Genomic DNA, 19109 nt, shown 5'->3' with positions numbered 1-19109 from the left:
GCGGTGGAGGCGGCGCCCGCAAACATCGTCGCCACGCTCGAGGCGTTGGTGCTGCTCCATGCCGGGGTGTTCGCCCGCGTCTCGGCCGCGGTCGCCGTGATGCCGGGGATCGGAGAGCGCGCGGTGCCGATGCGAGTCAAGCTCGGCCTCGCGCTCGGCATCACGCTGCTGCTTGCGCCGATGGTGCGCGAGGTCGCGGGCCTCGCGCCGCAGACGCCGCTCGGGCTGGGGGCAGTGCTGGCCGCCGAGGCCGCGGCGGGGCTGGTGATCGGCATGGCCTTCCGCTTCCTCGTCATCGCGCTGCAAGTCGCCGGCAGCATCGCGGCGCAGAGCGTTGGCCTCTCGCAGCTTTTCGGCGGCGTGAGCGCCGAGGCCGAGCCCAGCTTCGCCACCTTCCTGATGCTGGGCGGCATCGTGCTGGCGATGGCGGCCGGCCTCCATGTGGCGCTGGTGGCGGGGCTCGCCGATCTCTACCGGCTGATCCCGTTCGGCCGCCCCCCTGCCGCGGACGAGCTGGCACAGTGGGGCATCGGACGTGTCGGCGCGACCTTTGCGCTGGGTCTGTCGCTGGCGCTGCCCTTCGTTGCCGTGGGCTTTGCCTACAACCTCGCGCTCGGGGCGCTCAGCCGGGCGATGCCGCAGCTTCTGGTCGCGCTGGTCGGTGCGCCGCTGTTGGTGGGGGCGGGGCTCGTCGTGCTGTGGCTGTCGCTGCCCGAGCTCCTTGCGCGCTGGGCCGGGGCGCTTGCCCCCGTGCTCATCGCGCCGCTGGAAGCGGGGCCGTGAACGGCGAGGATGACGCGCAGGAAAAGAGCCACGAGGCCACCCAGCGCCGGATCGACCAGGCCCGAGAACGCGGCGACGTCGCGCAGTCGCAGGACGCCCAGGCGGCGGTGGCCTATCTGGGCTTCGCGCTCGCAGCCGCGCTTGCCGCCGGGTGGTCGTCGACCCGGCTCGGCGAGGCGCTGATGCCCCTGCTGGCGCATCCCGCCGACCTCGCCCGACAGGCGCTGTCGGGCGGGGGCCGGGACCTCGTGTCGGGGCTGGCGCGTGAGGCCGGAGCGGCGGCGCTGCCCTTCCTCCTCCTTCCGGGCGCGCTGGTGCTGGCGCTGCTGGTCGGCCTGCGGCGCGTGATCGTCGCCCCCGACAAGATCGTGCCCAAGCTCTCGCGCATCTCGCCTCTGGCCAACGCAAAGCAGAAATACGGCCCGCATGGCCTGGTCGAGTTCCTCAAGAGCGCGGTGAAGCTCGCGGCCGTGGCGGCTGTCCTGTGGCTCGCGCTGTCGGGCGAGGCCGAGCGGCTCGCCGGCTACACCCGGATCGAGGCGCGCCTGATGGGCGGTCTGCTCGAGGCGCAGCTCTGGTCGGTGCTGACGGGCGTCACGGTCGTTGCCGTCGCGATCGGGCTTGCCGATGCGCTGTGGCAGCAGCACCGCCATCTCGGCCAGCTCCGCATGTCGCACGAGGAGATGAAGGAGGAGAGCAAGGAGAGCGAGGGCGATCCCCACATACGCGCCTCGCGCCGCCAGCGCGCGCGCGACATCGCCACCAACCGGATGCTCGCCGATGTCCCGAAGGCCGATGTCGTCATCACCAACCCCACGCATTACGCCGTGGCGCTCAGCTGGACGCGTGCGCCGGGGGCGGCACCTGTCTGCGTGGCCAAGGGCGTGGACGAGATCGCCGCCGTGATCCGCCAGCGCGCTGCCGAGGCGGGCGTGCCGATCCACCCCGACCCGTCCACCGCGCGCGCCCTGCACGCCGTGGTGGGCATTGGCGAGGAGATCCGCCCCGAGCACTTCCGCGCCGTCGCTGCCGCCATCGTCTTCGCGGACGAGATGCGCCGCCGCGGGCGCGGTGCCGACGTGGCGCCGCGCGCGCGGGCGGACGAGGACGGAGGACGCCGATGAGGCCGGTGGATGGGTGCTGCCGGACATCGCACGACGCGGCACAGCCGGTGCATGGGGCCTGCCGAACATCCCGCGACGCGGCGCGGCGGGCGCATGTGGCAGGGCGATGAGCGGAGCCGAAGCGCCGTCGGGCTTCGCGGCGGTCCTGCGCGCACTCGCGGCCCGGCGCATGGTGGCCGAGGCTCGCCACGCCCGCGCCGCCGCGGGACTTCGTGCCGCCGAGGCCGAGCGCGACGCGATCGCCGCCGCGCTGACGGCCCTCGCGCCAAGCGGCGATGCGCAGGACCTGGCCCGCCAAGCGGCGTGGCAGGCAGCGCTGATCGTCCGGCACAGGGCCGCGGCCGCAGTGGTCAGCCATGCCCGGTCATCGGTTTCTGCCCTGCGCGAGGCCCTTGCCGCCGAGCAGGCACGCGAGGAGATGGCCCATGCGCTGGCCGAGCGCCAGCGGCAGGAGGCGCGCCGCCTCGCCGAGCGCCGTGCCGCGGCACGACCCGAACCTCCGCGCGGCTTGCCCGGGCAGGGCTGATGCCGCCTCGGCGCGACCGGTCCGGCCGCCGCGCGCGCCATGCGTTCGCGCGACCTGCGCGGGGTCTCGGCGGGCGCGGCCCGGCCCCGGCACTGGCCTCCGGTGGAATGTTCATGGCATCGGATGCCGGCGCGCGGCCCGGCTGTTCCGCGCGACTCGGCCCCGCGCCCGATCGCGCTTCCGCGGCGGGACGGGCTGGGCGTCGCCGGCCCGCGCCCCTCAGTCGTCGCGGGGGCCGGGCGCCGCGTCCTCGTCCCTGCTGTCCGTCGGTTCGCCGGGGATGGAGTAGCTGCCGGTCAGCCACCGCCCGAGGTCGACATCGGCGCAGCGGCGCGAGCAGAACGGCCGCCAGCGCGCCTCGGCCGCCGCGCCGCAGACCGGGCAGCCTTTCGCCGGCTTCCCGGCCGCTCCGCTCGTTCTGCCCGCCATCTCCCTGCCTCCCCCGTGCCGCCGGCCCGATCGTCTGATCGCCGGTCTACCAATCTCCGGGCGATCGGGGAATACTGCGCCGATCGCGCCGGCGCCGCCGGAATGCGCGCCGTGATGCGTGCGAAGGTGACATGACCCGGATCGAGCCCATCGAGATCCCGACACAGCCGCCGGCCGAGGCCCCCGCCGCGCGCCGCGCGCCGCTCTGGCATCGCGCGCTCGCGGCCACGCTCAAGACTGTGCTGCCGCTCGCGATCCTCGCGGCCGGGGCCCTGGTCGCGTGGCGCATGATCGAGACCGCCCCCGTCGCCGAGCGGGTCGAGCGCCCCCGCCTTGCCCGGCTCGTCGAGGCGGTCCCCGCCATCCCCACCGCCCGCGGCCCTCTGATCGAGGTCTGGGGCGATGTCGCGGCGCCGCGGACCCTGACCCTGCGGCCCGAGATCGGCGGGCGGGTGACCGCCCTCTCGCCCGCGCTGGTCACCGGGGGCGAGGTCGCGGCGGGCGAGCGTCTCGTGTCGATCGACGACCGCACCGCCCGCCACGCTCTCGCCGAGGCCGAGGCCCAGATCATCGGCATCGACGCCCGGATCGCCGTCGAGCGCGGGCAGGCGGCGCGTGCCGCGCTCGATCTCGCCCGCCGCCCCGGTGGCGAGCGGCTGACCGAGGAGCAGCGGGCCCTTGTCCTTCGCGAGCCGCAGATGCAGGAGCTGATGGCCGAGCGCGCCGCCGCCGAGGCCGCGCGCGAGCGCGCCGCCCTCGACCTCGCGCGCACCGGGATCGCCGCCCCCTTCGACGCGCTGGTGGTCTCGGCCGGCCTCGCCCCCGGCACTTACCTCACGCCGGGGGCCGAGATCGCGACGCTGGTGCCCGTGGACCGGTTCGAGATCCACCTCGCCGTCCCCGTCGCCGCGCTGCGCTGGATCGACCCCAGTGAAGGCGCGACGGTGCGGCTGACCCAGCCGGGCGTCTGGCCCGAGGGCGCGTTCCGCGAGGGCCGCATCCTGCGCGTCGCCCCCGGCCTCAACCCGGCCGCCCGCATGGCCGAGGTGATCGCCGAAGTCGAGGACCCGCTGGCCCGTGCCCCCGGAAACGCCGGCAAGCCGCGGTTGCTGATCGGCAGCTTCCTGCGCGCCTCGATCGAGGGACACGAGATCCCCGGCGCGATCGCGCTCGACCGCGCGGCATTGCGCGACGGCGACACCGTCTGGGTGATGACCCCCGAGAACCGGCTCGCGATCCGCCCCGTGGAGGTCGCCTACCGCGGCTCCGCGGAGGTGCTGATCGCCGACGGCCTCGCGCCGGGCGAGCGCGTGGTGACCTCGCCGCTCGCCAGCGTCGCGGACGGCATGGCGCTACGCCTGCCCGATGAAACGCCCGCCGGGGCGCGCCCGTGACCACGCGGCTGCGCCAGTCGGGACCGATCGCGTGGATGGCGCGCCACGCGGTTGCCTCGAACCTCCTGATGCTGTTCCTCATCCTCGGTGGCCTCGGCTTCACCACCGTGATCCGGCAGGAGGTGTTCCCCTCGTTCGAGACCGACACGGTGACCATCACCGTCCTGCTGCCCGGCGCCACGCCCGCCGAGGTCGAGGAGGGAATCGTCCTCGTGGTCGAGGAGGAGCTCCGCGCCATCCAGGGCATCGACAAGCTCACCGCAACCGCCAGCGAAGGCTCTGCCCGCGTCGTCGCCGAGCTTGGCACCGGGCGCGACCGCCGGCTGGTCTATGACGAGATCCGCCAGGCGGTGGACCGCATCACCACCTTCCCCGAGGACGCCGAGGAGCCGGTCGTCTCGCTCGACATCCGCCGGCGCAACGTGGTCGAGATACAGCTTCACGGCAACGTGGACGAGCGCTCGCTGAGGATGGCGGCCGAGGACGTGCGCAACCGCCTGCTCGATGAGCCCGGTATCAGCCAGGTCGAGCTGTCGGGTGCGCGCGATCTCGAGATCGCCGTGCCGGTCCCGCGCGCTGCACTGCGCGCCTACGGCCTGACGCTGCCCGAGGTCGCCGACACCATCCGGCGCACTGCCCTCGACCGTGCCGGCGGACGGCTCGAGACCGCGGGCGGCGACATCCTGGTGCGCGTCCACGATCGGCGCGACCTGCCCGCCGAGTTCGCCGAGATCCCGCTGATCGCCGACCCGCGCGGCACCGTGCTGCGGCTGGGTGACGTGGCCGAGGTCCGGCACGGCTTCGAGGACGCGAACATCGCCGCGAGCTACAATGGCCGGCCCTCGATCCGGGTCGATGTCTACCGCGTGGGCGAGGAGACCCCGATCGGCGTGTCCGACGCCGTGCGCCGCGCGCTGCCCGAGGCGATGGCGGCGCTGCCCGCAGGCATCGACGCGGCCATCGTCGACGACGACAGCGACATCTACCGGGCGCGTATGGAACTCCTGGTCAAGAACGGCTTCATGGGGCTGGTGCTGGTGCTGCTGGTGCTGAGCCTGTTCCTCGAGTTCAAGCTGGCATTCTGGGTGGCGATGGGTATCCCGACGGCCTTCCTCGGCACGCTGATCTTCCTGCCGGTGATGGACGTCTCGATCAACATGGTGTCGATGTTCGCCTTCATCCTCGCGCTCGGCATCGTCGTCGATGACGCCATCGTGGTGGGCGAGAACATCTATGAATACCTCCAGCGCGGCATGAGCCGGATCGACGCGGCCATCCAGGGCGCGCGCGACATCGCGGTGCCGCTGGCCTTCTCGATCCTCACCAACATCATCGCCTTCCTGCCACTTGCCATGGTGCCGGGCGCCTTCGGCAAGTTCTGGCTGGTCATCCCGCTTGTCGTGGCCACCGCCTTCCTTCTGAGCTGGATCGAGGCGCTGTTCGTGCTGCCCGCACATCTGGCGAACGTTGCCCGGCGCGACCCGAACCGCCGGCCATGGATCGGCGCGCGGGTGCAGATGGCGTTCGCGAGCGGGCTGGAGTGGTTCGTCGCGCGCCTCTACGGCCCCGCGTTGCGCGCCGCCATGGTCTGGCGCTACACCACGGTCGCCCTTATGGCCGCGCTTCTGGCCATCGCCATCGCCTGGCCGGTGTCGGGGCGCATGGGCTTCAGTCTGTTCCCCGCCGTGCCGCGCGACTATGCCAGCGCCGCCGTCACCATGCCGGTGGACGCGTCCTTCGCCACCACGCTCGCCGTGCGCGACCGGATGATCGAGGCGGCGCGCGAGGTGGTCGCAGCGCATGGGGGCGAGACGCTGTCGACCGGCATCTCGGCGCTGGTCAACGGTACGCGCATCGACCTGCGCATCTATCTCCAGCCGCCCGGCGTGCGGCCCATCCCCACGGCCGAGGTCGCGGCATTGTGGCGCGAGGCGGCGGGCGAGATACCGGCCGCGCGCTCGATGCGCTTCGAGTCGGCCTTCGGCGGCCCCGGCGGCCAGTCGGGCATCGAGATCCAGCTTGCGCATTCGGACGTCGCCACGCTCGCCCGCGCGGCCGCGGCCTTCACCGCCCGGCTCGAGGAATTTGGCGCGATCCGCGACGCCGAGGACGGCTTCACCCCCGGCAAGGCCGAGCTCGCCTTCCGCCTGACCGAAGCGGGTCGCGCCGCGGGCTTCACCGCCGAGTCGGTGGCGGCCCAGGTGCGCGGCGCCTTCCTCGGCCTCGAGGCGCTGCGCCAGCAGGAGGGGCGCAACGAGGTCACCGTCCGCGTTCGCCTGCCCGAGGACGAGCGCCGGTCCGAGCACGATGCCGAGAGCCTGATCCTGATCGCCCCCGACGGCTCCGAGGCACCGCTCTACGAGGTCGCCCGCGTCGAGCGCGGCCGCGCCGACAGCATCATCAACCGCGAGGACGGCAAGCGCGTCGTCACCGTCAGCGCCAATGTCGAGCCGGTGGAGGAGACGATCCGCATCGTCGCCGCCGCGACGGGCGAGATCCTGCCCGCGCTCCAGCGCGACTTCCCCGGCCTCGGATGGCGCCTCGCCGGGCGGCAGGACACGCAGGCGGACGTGATGGGCAGCTTCGTCACCTCGATGAGCGTGGCGCTCGTGCTCATCTATGTCTGCCTCGCGATCCCGTTCCGCTCGTACCTGCAACCAGCCATCGTGATGACGGCGATCCCCTTCGGCTTTGCCGGCGCGATCGCCGGGCATCTGATCATGGGGGTGTCGCTCTCGATCGTGTCGGTGTTCGGGATCATCGCGCTCTCGGGCGTCGTCATCAACGCGGCGCTGGTGATGATCGACTACGCCAACCGGCTGCGTGCGACCGGGGCCGGGCCCTTCGAGGCGATGTGGCGCGCCGGCCTGCGCCGCTTCCGGCCGATCCTGCTCACGACGCTCACCACCTTCGGGGGCCTCGCGCCAATGATCTTCGAGACCTCGCGCCAGGCCCAGTTCCTGATCCCCATGGCGGTGTCGCTGGGCTATGGCATCGTGTTTGCGACGACCATCGTGCTGTTCCTGATCCCCGCGCTCTACATGATCCTCGAGGATCTGCGCTGGCTGATGAACCCGGCGCCTCGGCCGGGCGCGCGGGGCGAAGGGACGGTCGCGGGCGAGTGATCGCGGTCCATGGCAAGGCGGAGGCGGTGCGGCGAGGATGAAAATTTACTTATAGATCTATACGACTGAACAATTTTCTCGCGCAATGTCCGAGGCGGATCGCGCGTCAGTCCAGCAGTCCCGAGATCGGCATACGCTCGCGCTTGCGCTGGATCTCGTAGAGCCCCATCGCCGTCCAGCCCGCCAGCGACGTCTCGATGGGGTCGCGGCGGAACGCCGATTTCAGCGCGTCCTCGAGCCGCTTGCGGTCCTTCTTGGGCATCGGCGCGAAGTCCACGACGATCTGCCCGCCCAGGCCCCGCAGGCGAAGCTGGCGCGGCAGTTCGCGGGCCGCCTCGATGTTCGCCTTGAGCCCCGCCGCCGGGGTGAAGTCCCCTCCGGTGTTCACGTCCACGGCCACCAGCGCCGCCGTCGGCTCGACGGTCATCGAGCCGCCCGAGGGCAAGCCCAATCGCGGCCCCGCAAGCCGGTCGATCTCGTCGAGCACGCCGTCCCGCTCGAACAGGCCCGGGCCTTCCTCGACCGGCCCCTCCCACTCGCGCAAGGCGACGGCGCGCGCCGTCGCGCGCGTGGCGTCCACCAGCCCCGCGGGCGCGGCCTCGGCCCTGTCGCGCAGCGCCCGCAACGCCGCGATGTCGGCGCCGATCGCCTCCGCCTCGACCCCTTCGGCAAGGCTGCGCAGGATCAGCCCGGCGCCGTCATCGCCCATCGCCGCGGCCGCGATGGCGGCAAGGCGGGCGCGCTCCTCCTCGTCGCGGATCTGGCGCGAGACATTGATGCCGGGCGTGTCGGGCGTGAGGATCGCGTGGCGCGCCTTGTAGAGCACGCGCGTGGTCACGGGGGTGGCCTTGTGCGCCTCGGCATGGCCGGTCGCCATGACCAGCAGCATCTGCCCCTCGCGCAGCCCCTTCGTCTCGCGCAGGTAGCCCTGCCAGTCGCGGGTCAGCCGCACGAATGCGCCGCCCGCATTGGGCACCATGCGGTCGACCCGGGCGCGGAACACTTCGCCGGGCCGTGGGCCGGCCTCGTCCGGTTGGGGGTCGACCAGCAGGTCATCGAGCCGCCCGTCGACGATCAGCGCTGCGCGGGTGCGCCCGTCCTCGGGATGCGTCTCGACCAGGATGCGCCGGCCCTTCATGCGGCAGGTCCCTCCAGCGGCACCGGATAGCCCGCGCCGGTCAGCAGGTTCATCGTCTCGGTCAGCGGCAGGCCGACGACATTGGTATAGCTTCCCATGATCTCGGGGATGAAGGCCGCTGCGAGGCCCTGGATCGCGTAGCCCCCGGCCTTGCCCTCCCACTCGCCCGAGCGCAGATAGGCCGAGATCTCGGTGTCCGAGAGGCGCTTCACCTTCACCCGCGTCTCGACCGCGCGGCAGGCGAGGCGCCCGGCCGCCATCAGGCAGACGGCGGTCGTGACCCGGTGCGCGCGGCCCGAGAGGAGCATCAGGAACCGCGCGGCCTCGGCCGCATCGGCGGGCTTGCCGAGCAGGCGGCGCCCGACGGCGACCACCGTGTCGGCGGCCAGGACGAAGGCGCCCGCCGGCGCGTCGGCCGCCACGGCGGCGGCTTTCTCGCGCGCAAGGCGCAGGGCATGGGGGCGGGGAAGCTCGCCCTTCGCGGGCGTCTCGTCGATCCCGGCCACGCGGATCGCGTCAGGAACCACCCCGATGCGCGCCAGCAACTCGCGCCGCCTTGGCGAGCCCGAGGCGAGGATCAGGAGCGGCCGACCTTCGGGCGCTGCATCCGGGGCGGGGTGCGCGGCGGCATCGCCGCCGCCGGGCCGGGCGGGGCTCGATGCCCCGGACGGGCCGGCCTTGGGCAGGGTCACTTGAAGCGGTAGGTGATGCGGCCCTTGGTCAGGTCGTAGGGCGTCATCTCGACCTGCACCTTGTCTCCGGCGAGCACGCGGATGCGGTTCTTGCGCATCTTGCCGGCGGTATGGGCGATGATCTCATGGCCGTTCTCGAGCTTCACCCGGAAAGTCGCGTTGGGCAGAAGTTCGGTCACGACCCCGGGGAACTCGAGCGTTTCTTCCTTGGCCATGCAGTCTCCGTGGGGCTGGGCACCGCCGGAGGAGGCCCGGCGGCGGTCGGCGCGGAACATGGACCCTCGACGGCAAAAATGCAAGACCGCGCGGCCATGTGGCAACAGGGCGGTAGGCGCGCGCCGGGGCGGCCCCGGCTCGGGGGCCGGGGCGCGGCACGCCACTCGTGCCGGCCCGAACGCGGCCCGGTCTCAGGATCCCGCCTCGTCCTCGGGTGCGCCGAACTGCTGGAGGATCCGCGCGCGGATCTGGTCGCGCGCCTCGCGATACGCGTCGAGCCGCTGTTCGCGGCGCTCGCCCATGCCGCTGGGGTCGAGGATCGGCCAGTAGACCACTTCGACCGAGGCATGGCGCGTCAGCTCGAGCGCCTGCCTCTGGGCGGCGGGCGAGAGCGCGACGATCACGTCGAAGGCCGCGATGTCGTCGCCCCATTCCAGCATCTCGGCAAAGCTCTTCGGCCGGTGGCGGCTCAGATCGACGCCGACCTCGGACGAGACCTCGACGGTGAAGGGGTCGGTCTCCATCTCGTGGCGCACGCCGCAGGACTGCACGAAGACCTGCCGGCCGTAGAGCTGCTTCATCATCCCCTCGGCCATCGGCGAGCGGATGACGTTGTAGTTGCAGCAGAACAGCACCGATCCCGGCAGCTCGGCCATGCCCGGCCTCAGCCCCTGAACTGCAGCGCGCAGACGACCGTGAAGAGGCGGCGGGCGGTGTCGTGGTCGGTCGCGACCTTGCCCTCGAGCCGCTCGGCAAGGATGCGGGCGCCTTCGTCATGGATGCCGCGCCGGCCCATGTCGATGGCCTCGATGCGTGAGGGGGGCAGGCGCTTGACGGCGTCGAAATAGCTCTCGCAGATCGCGAAATAGTCCTTGATGACACCCCTCAGCGGCGTGAGCGACAGGTGCAGGTCGGCCACCACCTCGCCGCCCGTGTCGCGCACCTCCATGCGCAGCATCCGCTCGGCCATGCCGATGCCGAGGCGGTAGGGGCCGGGCGGCACGCTCTCGCCTTCGCGTGGCGCGACGCGGAAGTGGTTCTCCTCCACGAGGTCGAAGATCGCGACGTCAAGCTCCTGCTGGATCTCGGGCGTGCGGGCGCGCGGGCGGTCCTCGATCAGCTCGACGCGCGCGAGACGGTCGGTCGGGGCGAAGTCCCTCATGCGTCGCCCCCCGCGGCGTCGAGCCGTAGGCGCACCGATAGCGCATGCGCCTCGAGGCTTTCCGAGCGGGCCAGCGTTTCGGCAGCCGGCCCGATGGCGGCAAGCCCGCGGGGGCTCACGCGCGCGATCGTCGTGCGCTTCATGTAGTCGAGCACCGAGAGGCCCGAGGAGAACCGCGCCGAGCGCGCGGTCGGCAGCACGTGGTTGGGCCCGCCCACATAGTCGCCGATCGCCTCGGGCGTGTGGCGACCGAGGAAGATGGCGCCCGCGTGCCGGATCTCGCCCATCAGGCGCTCCGGGTCGGCGATGCAGAGTTCCAGATGCTCGGGGGCGATGCGGTTGGCAAGCTCGGCCGCGTGCCGCAGATCCTTCGCCACCACCACCGCGCCGAAGTCGCGCCAGCTTGCGCCGGCGATGGCGGTGCGCTCCAACCGCTGCAGCAGGCGCTCGACGGCGCGGGCGACGGCCTCGCCGAACCCGGCGTCGGTGGTGATCAGGATCGACTGCGCGCTCTCGTCATGCTCGGCCTGGCTCATCAGGTCGGTGGCGACCCAGTCTGGGTCGTTGTAGGCGTCGGCGATGACGAGGATCTCGGAGGGGCCTGCGATCATGTCGATGCCGACCCGCCCGAACACCCGGCGCTTGGCCGCCGCCACAAAGGCGTTGCCGGGGCCTGTGATCTTGTCTACCGGCCGGATCGGCCCGGCGCCATGGGCCATCGCCGCGATCGCCTGCGCGCCGCCCACGCGCCAGACCCGGCCCACGCCGGCGAGCCGCGCGGCCGCCAGCACCAGCGGGTTGAAGCGGCCCTCGGGCGTCGGCGCGCAGATCTCGATGCGGCCGACCCCTGCCACCTGCGCGGGGATCGCGTTCATCAGCACCGAGGACGGATAGCTCGCCAGCCCGCCGGGGACGTAGAGCCCGGCCGCGTCGACGGCGGTCCAGCGCCAGCCCAGGGTGACACCGGCCGCGTCCTCCCACATCTCGTCCTCGGGCAACTGGCGGGCGTGGTAGGCGGTGATGCGCTCGGCCGCGAGTTCCAGCGCCGTCATCTCGGCCGCGGGGACGGTGGCGATGGCGGCGTCGATCTCGGCCTCGGTGAAGGCAAGCGTCGCCTCGGTCACGTCCCAGCGGTCGAAGCGCCGCGTGAGGGCGATCACCGCGTCGAGGCCGCGGGTCGCCACGTCCTCGATGATCGCGGCGACGGCCGTATCCACGTCCGCGCTCGACTCGCGCTTCATGTCGATAAGGGCTGCGAAGCGGCGCTCGAAATCAGGCGCCTCATGGCTCAAGGTCACGGGCATCGGCAGTCTCGCTCGGGAATGGCTGATCGGCTCGCCACTCCTTACCCCGCCCGGCTTGGCGGCGGCAAGGCGCGCATCGCTGCTGCCCCTGTTGCAAAGCCGCGCGCGATCCCGTCTATACGGAGGCCGGATGCGCTGCGCGAGGGAGAGACGATGACCGCGACGCCCGAGAGGATCGAGGCCGAGTTCCGCCGGCTGGCGCTCGAGGCCGGCCGCGCGATCATGGCGGTCTATCGCGCGCCCGATTTCGAGGCGCGCGCCAAGGCCGACAATTCGCCGGTGACGGATGCCGATCTGGCGGCGGACCGGATCATCGCGGACGGACTGCGCGCGGCCTTTCCTGACATCCCAGTGGTGACCGAGGAGCAGGCCGTCACTCATGGGGCCACGGGACATGCGCGCTTCTTCCTGGTCGACCCGCTGGACGGCACCAAGGAATTCGTGCAGCGCCGCGGCGATTTCACCGTCAACATTGCGCTGATCGAGGCCGGGCGCCCGGTGATGGGCATCGTCCACGCCCCCGCCAAGGGCCGCATGTTCCGCAGCCTCGCCGCGGGGGGGGCGGTCGAGGAGGCGGTGGACGAGGCAGGCCAGCCCGTGTCCGGCAGCGCGCGGCCCATCGCCGTGGCAGTGCCGGATCCCGGGGCGCTTTCGGTCGTGGCGTCCAAATCGCACCGCGACAAGGCGACCGATGATTTCATCGCGCGCTTTCCGGTGGCCGAGTTCAAGAGCGCGGGCTCCTCGCTCAAGTTCTGCCTGCTGGCGGCGGGCGAGGCCGATTTCTACCCGCGGCTCGGCCGCACCATGGAGTGGGACACCGCCGCCGGCCATGCCGTACTGCTGGCGGCGGGCGGCGAGGTGCTGCGCTTCGACGACCACGCCCCGCTCGCCTATGGCAAGCCGGGCTACGAGAACCCCTTCTTCCTCGCCCGAGTCCCGGGGGTAGCGCTGTGACCGACGCCTGGATCATCATCCCCGCCCGCTATGCCTCGACCCGATATCCGGCCAAGCCCCTGGCCGAGTTGCGCGGCGCGACCGGCGAGGCGCGCAGTCTCATCCGCCGGTCGTGGGACGCGGCGATGGCGGTGCGCGGGGTGGCGCGGGTTCTGGTCGCGACCGATGACGCCCGCATCGCCGATCACGCGCGGGCCTTCGGCGCCGAGGTCGCGATGACCTCGCCCGACTGCGCGAACGGCACCGAGCGCTGCGCCGAGGCGGTGGCGGGGCTCGCCCCACCCCCCGGCATCGTCGTCAACCTGCAGGGCGATGCGCCGCTGACGCCGCCATGGTTCGTCGAGGCGCTGGTGGACGCGATGCGCGTCGACCCTGGCATGGAGGTCGCGACGCCGGTGCTGCGCTGCGACGCCGAGGCGCTCGACGGCTTCGTCGCCGACCGGCGCGCGGGGCGCGTGGGCGGCACCACGGCGGTGATGGACCGCGCGGGCCGGGCGCTCTACTTCTCGAAGGAGGTGCTGCCCTATGCCGACCCGGCCAAGCGCCACGCCGTGCCGGTGTTCCACCATGTCGGCGTCTATGCCTATCGGCCCGCGGCGCTGGCGCGCTATGTCGGCCTCGCGCCGGGCGTGCTGGAGCAGAGCGAGGGGCTCGAGCAGTTGCGCTTCCTCGAGCACGGCATCGGGATCGCCTGCGTCGAGGTCGAGGCGCGCGGCGCGTCGTTCTGGGAACTGAACAACCCCGAGGACGTTCCACGGATCGAGAAGGTGCTGGCCGCGCGCGGCACAATCTGAGCCCTGGCCGCGTCCGCGCCGCGCGGGGACGCGCCCGTCTGTCGCCGGGGCAGGCCCCGAGGCTCGCCTTCCGTGCCGAAATCTCCCACACTGTGGCGACTTCAACCCGCGAGATACATCATGACGCAACGCGTGCGCACTGCCGTCTTTCCCGTTGCCGGCCTTGGCACCCGGTTCCTCCCCGCCACCAAGTCGATGCCGAAGGAGATGCTGCCGCTGGTCGATCGGCCGCTGATCCAGTACGCGATCGACGAGGCGCGCGAGGCCGGGATCGAGGACTTCATCTTCGTGACCGCGCGCGGCAAGTCGGCGCTCGAGGACTATTTCGACGCGGCGCCGACGCTCGAGCGGACCCTGAAGGCCGCGGGCAAGGCCGACCTGCTGGCCGAGGTCGAGCGCGCCACCATGCCGTCGGGTGCCATCGCCTATATCCGCCAGCAGGAGGCGCTGGGCCTGGGCCATGCCGTCTGGTGCGCGCGGCGGCTGGTGGGCGCGCAGCCTTTCGCCGTGATCCTGCCCGACGACGTGATCGCGGGCGGCGGGCGCGGCTGCCTCGCGCAGATGGTCGAGGCCTACGAGGCGCGCGGGCAGGGGGGCTGCATGGTCGCCGCTGTCGATGTCGCGCCCGAGCAGGTGTCGTCCTATGGCATCCTCGATGTCGCGCGCGACGACGGTCGCGTGGTCGAGGCGCGAGGCATGGTCGAGAAGCCCAAGCCCGCCGACGCGCCCTCGCGCGTCGCGGTGATCGGGCGCTATATCCTCGCGCCTTCGGTCATGGAGACGCTGGAGGCCCGCAAGCGCGGCGCGGGGGGCGAGATCCAGTTGACCGACGCCATTGCCGAGCAGGTTGACGCGCCGGGCGGCGTGCTCGGCTTCCGGTTCGAGGGCACGCGCTACGACTGCGGCTCAAAGGCTGGCTACCTTCAGGCGACCGTGGCGTTTGCGTTGGCGCGGCCGGATCTTGGCCCGGGCTTCGCGCGGTATCTGAGGTCGGTCGAGGCGGATCTCGCGGCGGAGTGAGGGATGCGCGCGGCGGCTTTCCAGTCACTGGCCGCTGGCGGGGCACGCCGTGAGCGGAAGTCGGGCAGGGCGCTGCCGCCCTGCTCGCCGGCCGTGGCCGGGTGGTCGGGCCGATGACGCGGGCGCCCTTCGCGCTCGATGTCACGCGCTCGGTCCAACGCCTGCGCCATTCGACGCCGAGCGGCATCGACCGCGTCGAGCGCGCCTATCTCGACCACGCGATCGCGCGCGGGGGTACACTGATCTGCAGGATCGGGCGGCGCCATCACGTCATCGCGCCGGGTGCCGCCGCGGCGGTCGCGGCGGTGCTGGACGGCGCGGCGGCGGCGCCTGACCTCAGGGCGCGGCTCGAGCTCTGGCGCGAGGCGCCGGTGCGCCGGGCCGAGGCCGAGTTGCGGCGCCTGACGGCGGGGGCCACGTCCGCGAAGGGGCTCGGCCGCCTGCTGTGCGATCACCTGGCGCCCGGCGCGGCGGTGCTGAATGTGGGCCACGACAACCTCTCGCCCGAGACCATCGCGTCGCTGACGGCGGCCGGGCTTCGCCCGGTGGTGATGCTGCACGACACCATCCCGCTCGACTGGCCCGAATATGCCCGTCCCGAGTCGGTGCCGCGGTTCCGCCGCCGGCTCGCGGCGATGGCCGGGGCGGCGCATCTGTTGTTCACGACGCGCGCGGCCGAGACCGCCGCGCGGGCCTCAGCCGCGCGCGAGGGGATCTTGCTGCCGGGTGGCCGCGTGATCGCGCTGGGAGTGAGCGTGGGGGCGTCGCAGGCCGCTGCAAGGGCGGGCGCGCCCTGCTTCGTCTGTCTCGGCACCATCGAGGGACGGAAGAACCACCTGCTGCTGCTCAACGTCTGGCGGCGGTTCCACGACACGCGCCCGCCCGAGGCCACGCCCCATCTGCACATCGTCGGCCGGCGCGGCTGGGAGGCCGGGCAGGCGATCGCCATGCTCGACCGCGCGCCGGTGATGGGACGCACGGTGTTCGAGCACGCCGGCCTGCGCGATGGCGAGGTCGCGAGCCTCGTCGCCGGGGCGAGGGCGGTCCTGTTCCCGAGCTTCGCCGAGGGCTTCGGCCTGCCGCTGGCTGAGGCGCTCGCGGCGCGTGTCCCGGTGATCGCCTCGGACCTGCCCGCGCTGCGCGAGGTTGGGGGCGACGTGCCGGAATGGCTCGACCCGCTGGACGGGCCGGGCTGGATGGCGGCGATCGGGGATTACGCCACCGACGCCTCGCCCCGTCGCGCGGCCCAGATGACGCGGATGGCGGCATGGCGGCCGCCAACATGGGAGGCGCATTTCGCGGCGCTGGAGGAGGTTCTGGCTGGGCTTTGAGGCGGTGCCGGCCATGAACCATGCGCCGCGAGGTCCCGGGTCGAGCCCGGGACGGCGAGATTCTTGGCCGCGGTCCGGAGGCCCGCCCCAGCGCGAGAGCCCAAGCCCCTGCTGCCCCGGGCTCGACCCGGGGTCTCGCGCGTTCTCAGAACGTCTGGTCGTAGTCCCCCACCGAAGGCTCGGTGCGGATGACGGCATCGAGCGCCTCGAAGATCGCGCGCAGCTCGTCGCGCGAGGCGGGGCTCTCGCAGACCACCACGAGATTCGGGGTGTTCGAGGACGCCCGCACCAGCGCCCAGGCGCCGCCTTCCAGCATCACGCGGGCGCCGTTGACGGTGACGACGCGCTCGATCTTCAGCGGGCCCAGCCTGTCGCCAGCCTCGGCCATCGCCACCAGCTTCGCCTGCAAGCGCTCGATGACCTTGTATTTCTCCTCGTCGGCGCAATGCGGCGACATGGTCGGCGTGGAATAGGTCACCGGGAGCGCCCGGCGCAGGTCGGACATCGACTTGCCGGGGTTGCGGTCCATCAGCTTGCAGATCTCGACCGCCACGCGGATTCCGTCGTCATAGCCCTTGCCGATGGGGGGCGCGAGGAAGTAGTGGCCCGACTTCTCGAAGCCTGCGAGCGCGCCGATCTCGTGGACCCTTCGCTTCATGTGACTGTGGCCGGTCTTCCAGTAATCGGCCTTGGCACCGCCCGCGATCAGCTCGGGGTCGGACGCGAACAGGCCGGTGGATTTCACGTCCGCCACGAAGGTCGCGCCGGGGTAGAGCTTGATCAGGTCGCGCGCCATGATGACGCCGACCTTGTCGGCGAAGATCTCCTCGCCCTCGTCGTCCACCACGCCGCAGCGGTCGCCGTCGCCGTCGAAGCCGAGCGCGATGTCGGCCCCCGTGGCCTTCAGCGTGCGGGCCATGTCGTGCAGCATCTCCATGGCCTCGGGGTTGGGGTTGTAGTGGGGGAAGGTGTAGTCGGGGGTCGCGTGGCTCTCGACGACCTGCGCGCCGATGCGGCGCAGCACCTCGGGCGCGAAGGCGCCGGCCGTGCCGTTGCCGGTGGCGCAGACGACCTTGAGAGGCCGCGACAGGCGAAAGTCCCCGACCAGGTCGTCGATATACTGCTTGCGCACGCCGTCCACCCGGACATAGCGCCCGCCGTCGCGCGCGACGCCCTCGCCGCCCATCACGATCTCGCGCAGGCGCCCCATCTCGTCGGGGCCGTGCGTCAGCGGGCGGTTGAACCCGATCTTCACGCCGGTCCAGCCGTTCGGGTTGTGGCTTGCAGTGACCATCGCCACCGCCTGCGCGTCGAGCGCGAACGAGGCGAAATAGCACATCGGCGTGATGGCGGGGCCGATGTCGCGCACCTCGGCGCCGCCCATCATCAGGCCGAGCGTCAGCGCCTGCTTGATGGCGATGGAATACGAGCGGTAGTCGTTGCCGACCGCCACCACCGCCGGCAGGCCCATCTCGTGCAGTTGCGTCGCGATGCCAAGGCCCAGCGCCTGCATGCCGATCAGGTTGATCTCCTGCGGATAGCGCCAGCGGGCATCGTATTCGCGGAAGCCCGTGGGCTTGATCATCGGCACGCTGAGGCTGGCCCAGGTGTTTTCCTCGACCTCGGTCAGCGGCTTCGGCATGGCGCTCATGGTCTGTCCTCGTGTGCGGGTGTTCAGAGCCGGACCGGATCGGCCTTGGCCACGCGGTCGAAGGCCGCGAGGGTATCCAGCAAGCCCGCCATCCGGTCGAGCGGGATCATGTTCGGCCCGTCCGACGGCGCGCGGTCGGGGTCGGGGTGGGTCTCGATGAAGAAGCCCGCGACCCCCACGGCGGCGGCCGCCCGCGCCAGCACCGGCGCGAACTCGCGCTGCCCGCCCGAGGCGCCGCCCAGCCCCCCCGGTTGCTGCACCGAATGGGTCGCGTCGAAGATCACCGGGTATCCGGTCGCCGCCATCTGAGGCAGGCCGCGCATGTCGGTCACCAGCGTGTTGTAGCCGAAACTCGTCCCCCGCTCGCAAAGCATGATGGCATTGTTGCCGGTCGAGGCAACCTTGTCGGCGACATTCGGCATGTCCCAGGGCGCGAGGAACTGGCCCTTCTTGACGTTCACGGGCTTGCCGGTCTCGCCCGCGGCGATCAAGAGGTCGGTCTGGCGGCACAGGAAGGCGGGGATCTGGAGGGCGTCGACCACCGCGCCCGCCGCGCGGCACTGCTCGGCGGTGTGGACGTCCGTGATCACCGGGACGCCGACCTGCCGGCGGACCTCGGCCAGCACTTCGAGGCCCTTGTCGATGCCCAGCCCGCGCTGGCCCGTGAGCGACGTGCGGTTCGCCTTGTCGAAGCTCGCCTTGAACACGAAGGGAATGCCGCGCGCGGCGCAGACCTCGCGCATGTGGCCGGCGATGGCGACCGAATGCTCGACGCTCTCGGCCTGGCAGGGGCCGGCGATCAGGCCGAAGGGCAGGTCGTTCGCGAAGGCCGCTTGGGCGACATCGCCGCCGCCGATGACGACGCGGAGGCTGGGAGTGTGGGTCACGGGGGTCGGGCTCCGATGGCTGCTCAGCCGGGGGATAGCCGATCGCGGCGCCGTCGTCACGGGGGATCGGGCGCACGAGGTGGTCGAGGGGTGGCATCGACGGCGCGATCCCATATATCGGGGGGCATGTTCGACCGTCTTGCCAGCCTGTTCGCCCCGCCGCGCGAGCGCCCCGCGCCCGACGGGCGCGAGGCGCTGGCCGCAGTCCTGGTGCGCGCGGCCGAGGCGGACGGGCGGATCGACGCCGACGAGCGCAGCCTGATCGGCACGCTGCTGGCGCGGCGCTACGGGCTAGACGCCGCCGAGGCACGGGCGCTGGTCGTGGCGGGCGAGGCTGCTGCCCACCGCGCACCCGACCTCGTGAGCCTGACGCGCGCGATCAAGGACAGCGTGCCCCACGCCGAGCGCGTGGGCGTGATCGAGGTGGTCTGGGAGGTCGCCTACGCCGACGGCGCGCGCTGCCATGCCGAGGCCGCGCTGGTCCGCAAGCTGTGCGGGCTCCTCTATGTCGAGGACCGCGACGCGGGGCTTGCGCGCCAGCGGGTGGCGCAGCGTCTCGGCCACGACTGAGGCGGCATG

At 72.4% G+C, this 19109-nt stretch carries 19 protein-coding genes; 10 read left to right on the top strand and 9 right to left on the bottom strand.

Going from position 1 to position 19109, the window contains the following annotated elements; genetic code table 11:
- Window positions 1-3: 3 nt before the first annotated feature.
- The 3 genes from M1105_RS18170 (at window position 4) to M1105_RS18160 (ending at window position 2433) form a co-directional block, all read left to right on the top strand.
- On the top strand, window positions 4-783 hold the full coding sequence (locus M1105_RS18170) for a flagellar biosynthetic protein FliR (protein ID WP_249581802.1): 780 nt from the start codon (window positions 4-6) through the stop codon (window positions 781-783).
- Complete coding sequence (locus M1105_RS18165) at window positions 780-1907, top strand: EscU/YscU/HrcU family type III secretion system export apparatus switch protein (protein WP_249581801.1); 1128 nt, start codon at window positions 780-782, stop codon at window positions 1905-1907. Before M1105_RS18170 ends, M1105_RS18165 begins: the two co-directional genes overlap by 4 nt.
- Window positions 1908-2013: 106 nt before the next feature.
- Window positions 2014-2433 carry a hypothetical protein gene (locus M1105_RS18160; protein ID WP_249581800.1) on the top strand — a complete coding sequence of 140 codons (420 nt, stop codon included), beginning with the start codon at window positions 2014-2016 and terminating at the stop codon, window positions 2431-2433.
- Between the two features lie 219 nt (window positions 2434-2652).
- Here the strand turns inward: M1105_RS18160 and M1105_RS18155 are convergent, their stop codons facing one another.
- Window positions 2653-2862 (bottom strand): DNA gyrase inhibitor YacG, encoded by a 210-nt coding sequence (locus M1105_RS18155; protein WP_249581799.1) that lies wholly within the window; start codon window positions 2860-2862, stop codon window positions 2653-2655.
- A 131-nt stretch (window positions 2863-2993) separates the two neighbouring features.
- On the opposite strand from M1105_RS18155, the gene M1105_RS18150 reads away from it, so the two are divergent.
- Together M1105_RS18150 and M1105_RS18145 are read left to right on the top strand one after the other, a co-directional pair.
- Window positions 2994-4256, top strand: a complete 1263-nt coding sequence (locus M1105_RS18150; RefSeq protein ID WP_249581798.1) for an efflux RND transporter periplasmic adaptor subunit — start codon at window positions 2994-2996, stop codon at window positions 4254-4256.
- Window positions 4253-7381 carry an efflux RND transporter permease subunit gene (locus M1105_RS18145; protein ID WP_249581797.1) on the top strand — a complete coding sequence of 1043 codons (3129 nt, stop codon included), beginning with the start codon at window positions 4253-4255 and terminating at the stop codon, window positions 7379-7381. Before M1105_RS18150 ends, M1105_RS18145 begins: the two co-directional genes overlap by 4 nt.
- Window positions 7382-7487: 106 nt before the next feature.
- Here the strand turns inward: M1105_RS18145 and M1105_RS18140 are convergent, their stop codons facing one another.
- The 6 genes from M1105_RS18140 to hisD all read right to left on the bottom strand — a co-directional run bounded on the left by M1105_RS18140 (window position 7488) and on the right by hisD (window position 11893).
- Window positions 7488-8519 (bottom strand): ribonuclease E/G, encoded by a 1032-nt coding sequence (locus tag M1105_RS18140; RefSeq protein ID WP_249581796.1) that lies wholly within the window; start codon window positions 8517-8519, stop codon window positions 7488-7490.
- A complete protein-coding gene (locus M1105_RS18135; protein ID WP_249581873.1) occupies window positions 8516-9100 on the bottom strand; it encodes a Maf family protein in 585 nt (194 codons plus the stop codon). The genes M1105_RS18140 and M1105_RS18135 overlap by 4 nt, the downstream gene beginning before the upstream one ends.
- A gap of 107 nt (window positions 9101-9207) precedes the next feature.
- Window positions 9208-9426 (bottom strand): translation initiation factor IF-1, encoded by a 219-nt coding sequence (gene infA, locus M1105_RS18130; RefSeq protein WP_200606710.1) that lies wholly within the window; start codon window positions 9424-9426, stop codon window positions 9208-9210.
- Between the two features lie 192 nt (window positions 9427-9618).
- Complete coding sequence (locus M1105_RS18125; RefSeq protein WP_249581795.1) at window positions 9619-10083, bottom strand: arsenate-mycothiol transferase ArsC; 465 nt, start codon at window positions 10081-10083, stop codon at window positions 9619-9621.
- 8 nt (window positions 10084-10091) lie between these two features.
- On the bottom strand, window positions 10092-10589 hold the full coding sequence (locus M1105_RS18120; RefSeq protein ID WP_249581794.1) for a UPF0262 family protein: 498 nt from the start codon (window positions 10587-10589) through the stop codon (window positions 10092-10094).
- Complete coding sequence (gene hisD / locus M1105_RS18115) at window positions 10586-11893, bottom strand: histidinol dehydrogenase (RefSeq protein WP_249581793.1); 1308 nt, start codon at window positions 11891-11893, stop codon at window positions 10586-10588. Before hisD ends, M1105_RS18120 begins: the two co-directional genes overlap by 4 nt.
- 153 nt (window positions 11894-12046) lie before the next feature.
- Here hisD and cysQ point away from each other — a divergent pair, with 153 nt between their 5' ends.
- The 4 genes from cysQ to M1105_RS18095 all read left to right on the top strand — a co-directional run bounded on the left by cysQ (window position 12047) and on the right by M1105_RS18095 (window position 15992).
- Window positions 12047-12847 carry a 3'(2'),5'-bisphosphate nucleotidase CysQ gene (cysQ, locus tag M1105_RS18110; RefSeq protein WP_249581792.1) on the top strand — a complete coding sequence of 267 codons (801 nt, stop codon included), beginning with the start codon at window positions 12047-12049 and terminating at the stop codon, window positions 12845-12847.
- Complete coding sequence (locus tag M1105_RS18105; RefSeq protein WP_249581791.1) at window positions 12844-13641, top strand: 3-deoxy-manno-octulosonate cytidylyltransferase; 798 nt, start codon at window positions 12844-12846, stop codon at window positions 13639-13641. The genes cysQ and M1105_RS18105 overlap by 4 nt, the downstream gene beginning before the upstream one ends.
- A 120-nt stretch (window positions 13642-13761) precedes the next feature.
- Window positions 13762-14661 (top strand): UTP--glucose-1-phosphate uridylyltransferase, encoded by a 900-nt coding sequence (locus tag M1105_RS18100; RefSeq protein WP_249581790.1) that lies wholly within the window; start codon window positions 13762-13764, stop codon window positions 14659-14661.
- A 113-nt stretch (window positions 14662-14774) separates the two neighbouring features.
- Window positions 14775-15992 carry a glycosyltransferase gene (locus M1105_RS18095; protein ID WP_249581789.1) on the top strand — a complete coding sequence of 406 codons (1218 nt, stop codon included), beginning with the start codon at window positions 14775-14777 and terminating at the stop codon, window positions 15990-15992.
- Between the two features lie 145 nt (window positions 15993-16137).
- Here M1105_RS18095 and M1105_RS18090 read toward each other — a convergent pair whose 3' ends face one another.
- Complete coding sequence (locus M1105_RS18090) at window positions 16138-17634, bottom strand: phosphomannomutase/phosphoglucomutase (RefSeq protein WP_249581872.1); 1497 nt, start codon at window positions 17632-17634, stop codon at window positions 16138-16140.
- Between the two features lie 32 nt (window positions 17635-17666).
- Window positions 17667-18530 carry a 3-deoxy-8-phosphooctulonate synthase gene (gene kdsA / locus M1105_RS18085; RefSeq protein WP_406600642.1) on the bottom strand — a complete coding sequence of 288 codons (864 nt, stop codon included), beginning with the start codon at window positions 18528-18530 and terminating at the stop codon, window positions 17667-17669.
- Between the two features lie 126 nt (window positions 18531-18656).
- Here kdsA and M1105_RS18080 point away from each other — a divergent pair, with 126 nt between their 5' ends.
- The gene (locus M1105_RS18080; RefSeq protein WP_249581788.1) at window positions 18657-19100 is read left to right on the top strand and encodes a tellurite resistance TerB family protein; all 444 of its coding nucleotides are present in this window, start codon (window positions 18657-18659) and stop codon (window positions 19098-19100) included.
- The last annotated feature ends 9 nt before the right edge of the window (window positions 19101-19109 follow it).

Origin of the sequence: Thermohalobaculum sediminis (assembly GCF_023487995.1) — a bacterium.
GTDB classification, from domain to species: Bacteria; Pseudomonadota; Alphaproteobacteria; order Rhodobacterales; family Rhodobacteraceae; genus Thermohalobaculum; species Thermohalobaculum sediminis.
Note: the sequence above shows the minus strand (reverse complement) of the source record. Positions and strands in the feature narration are given on the sequence as shown.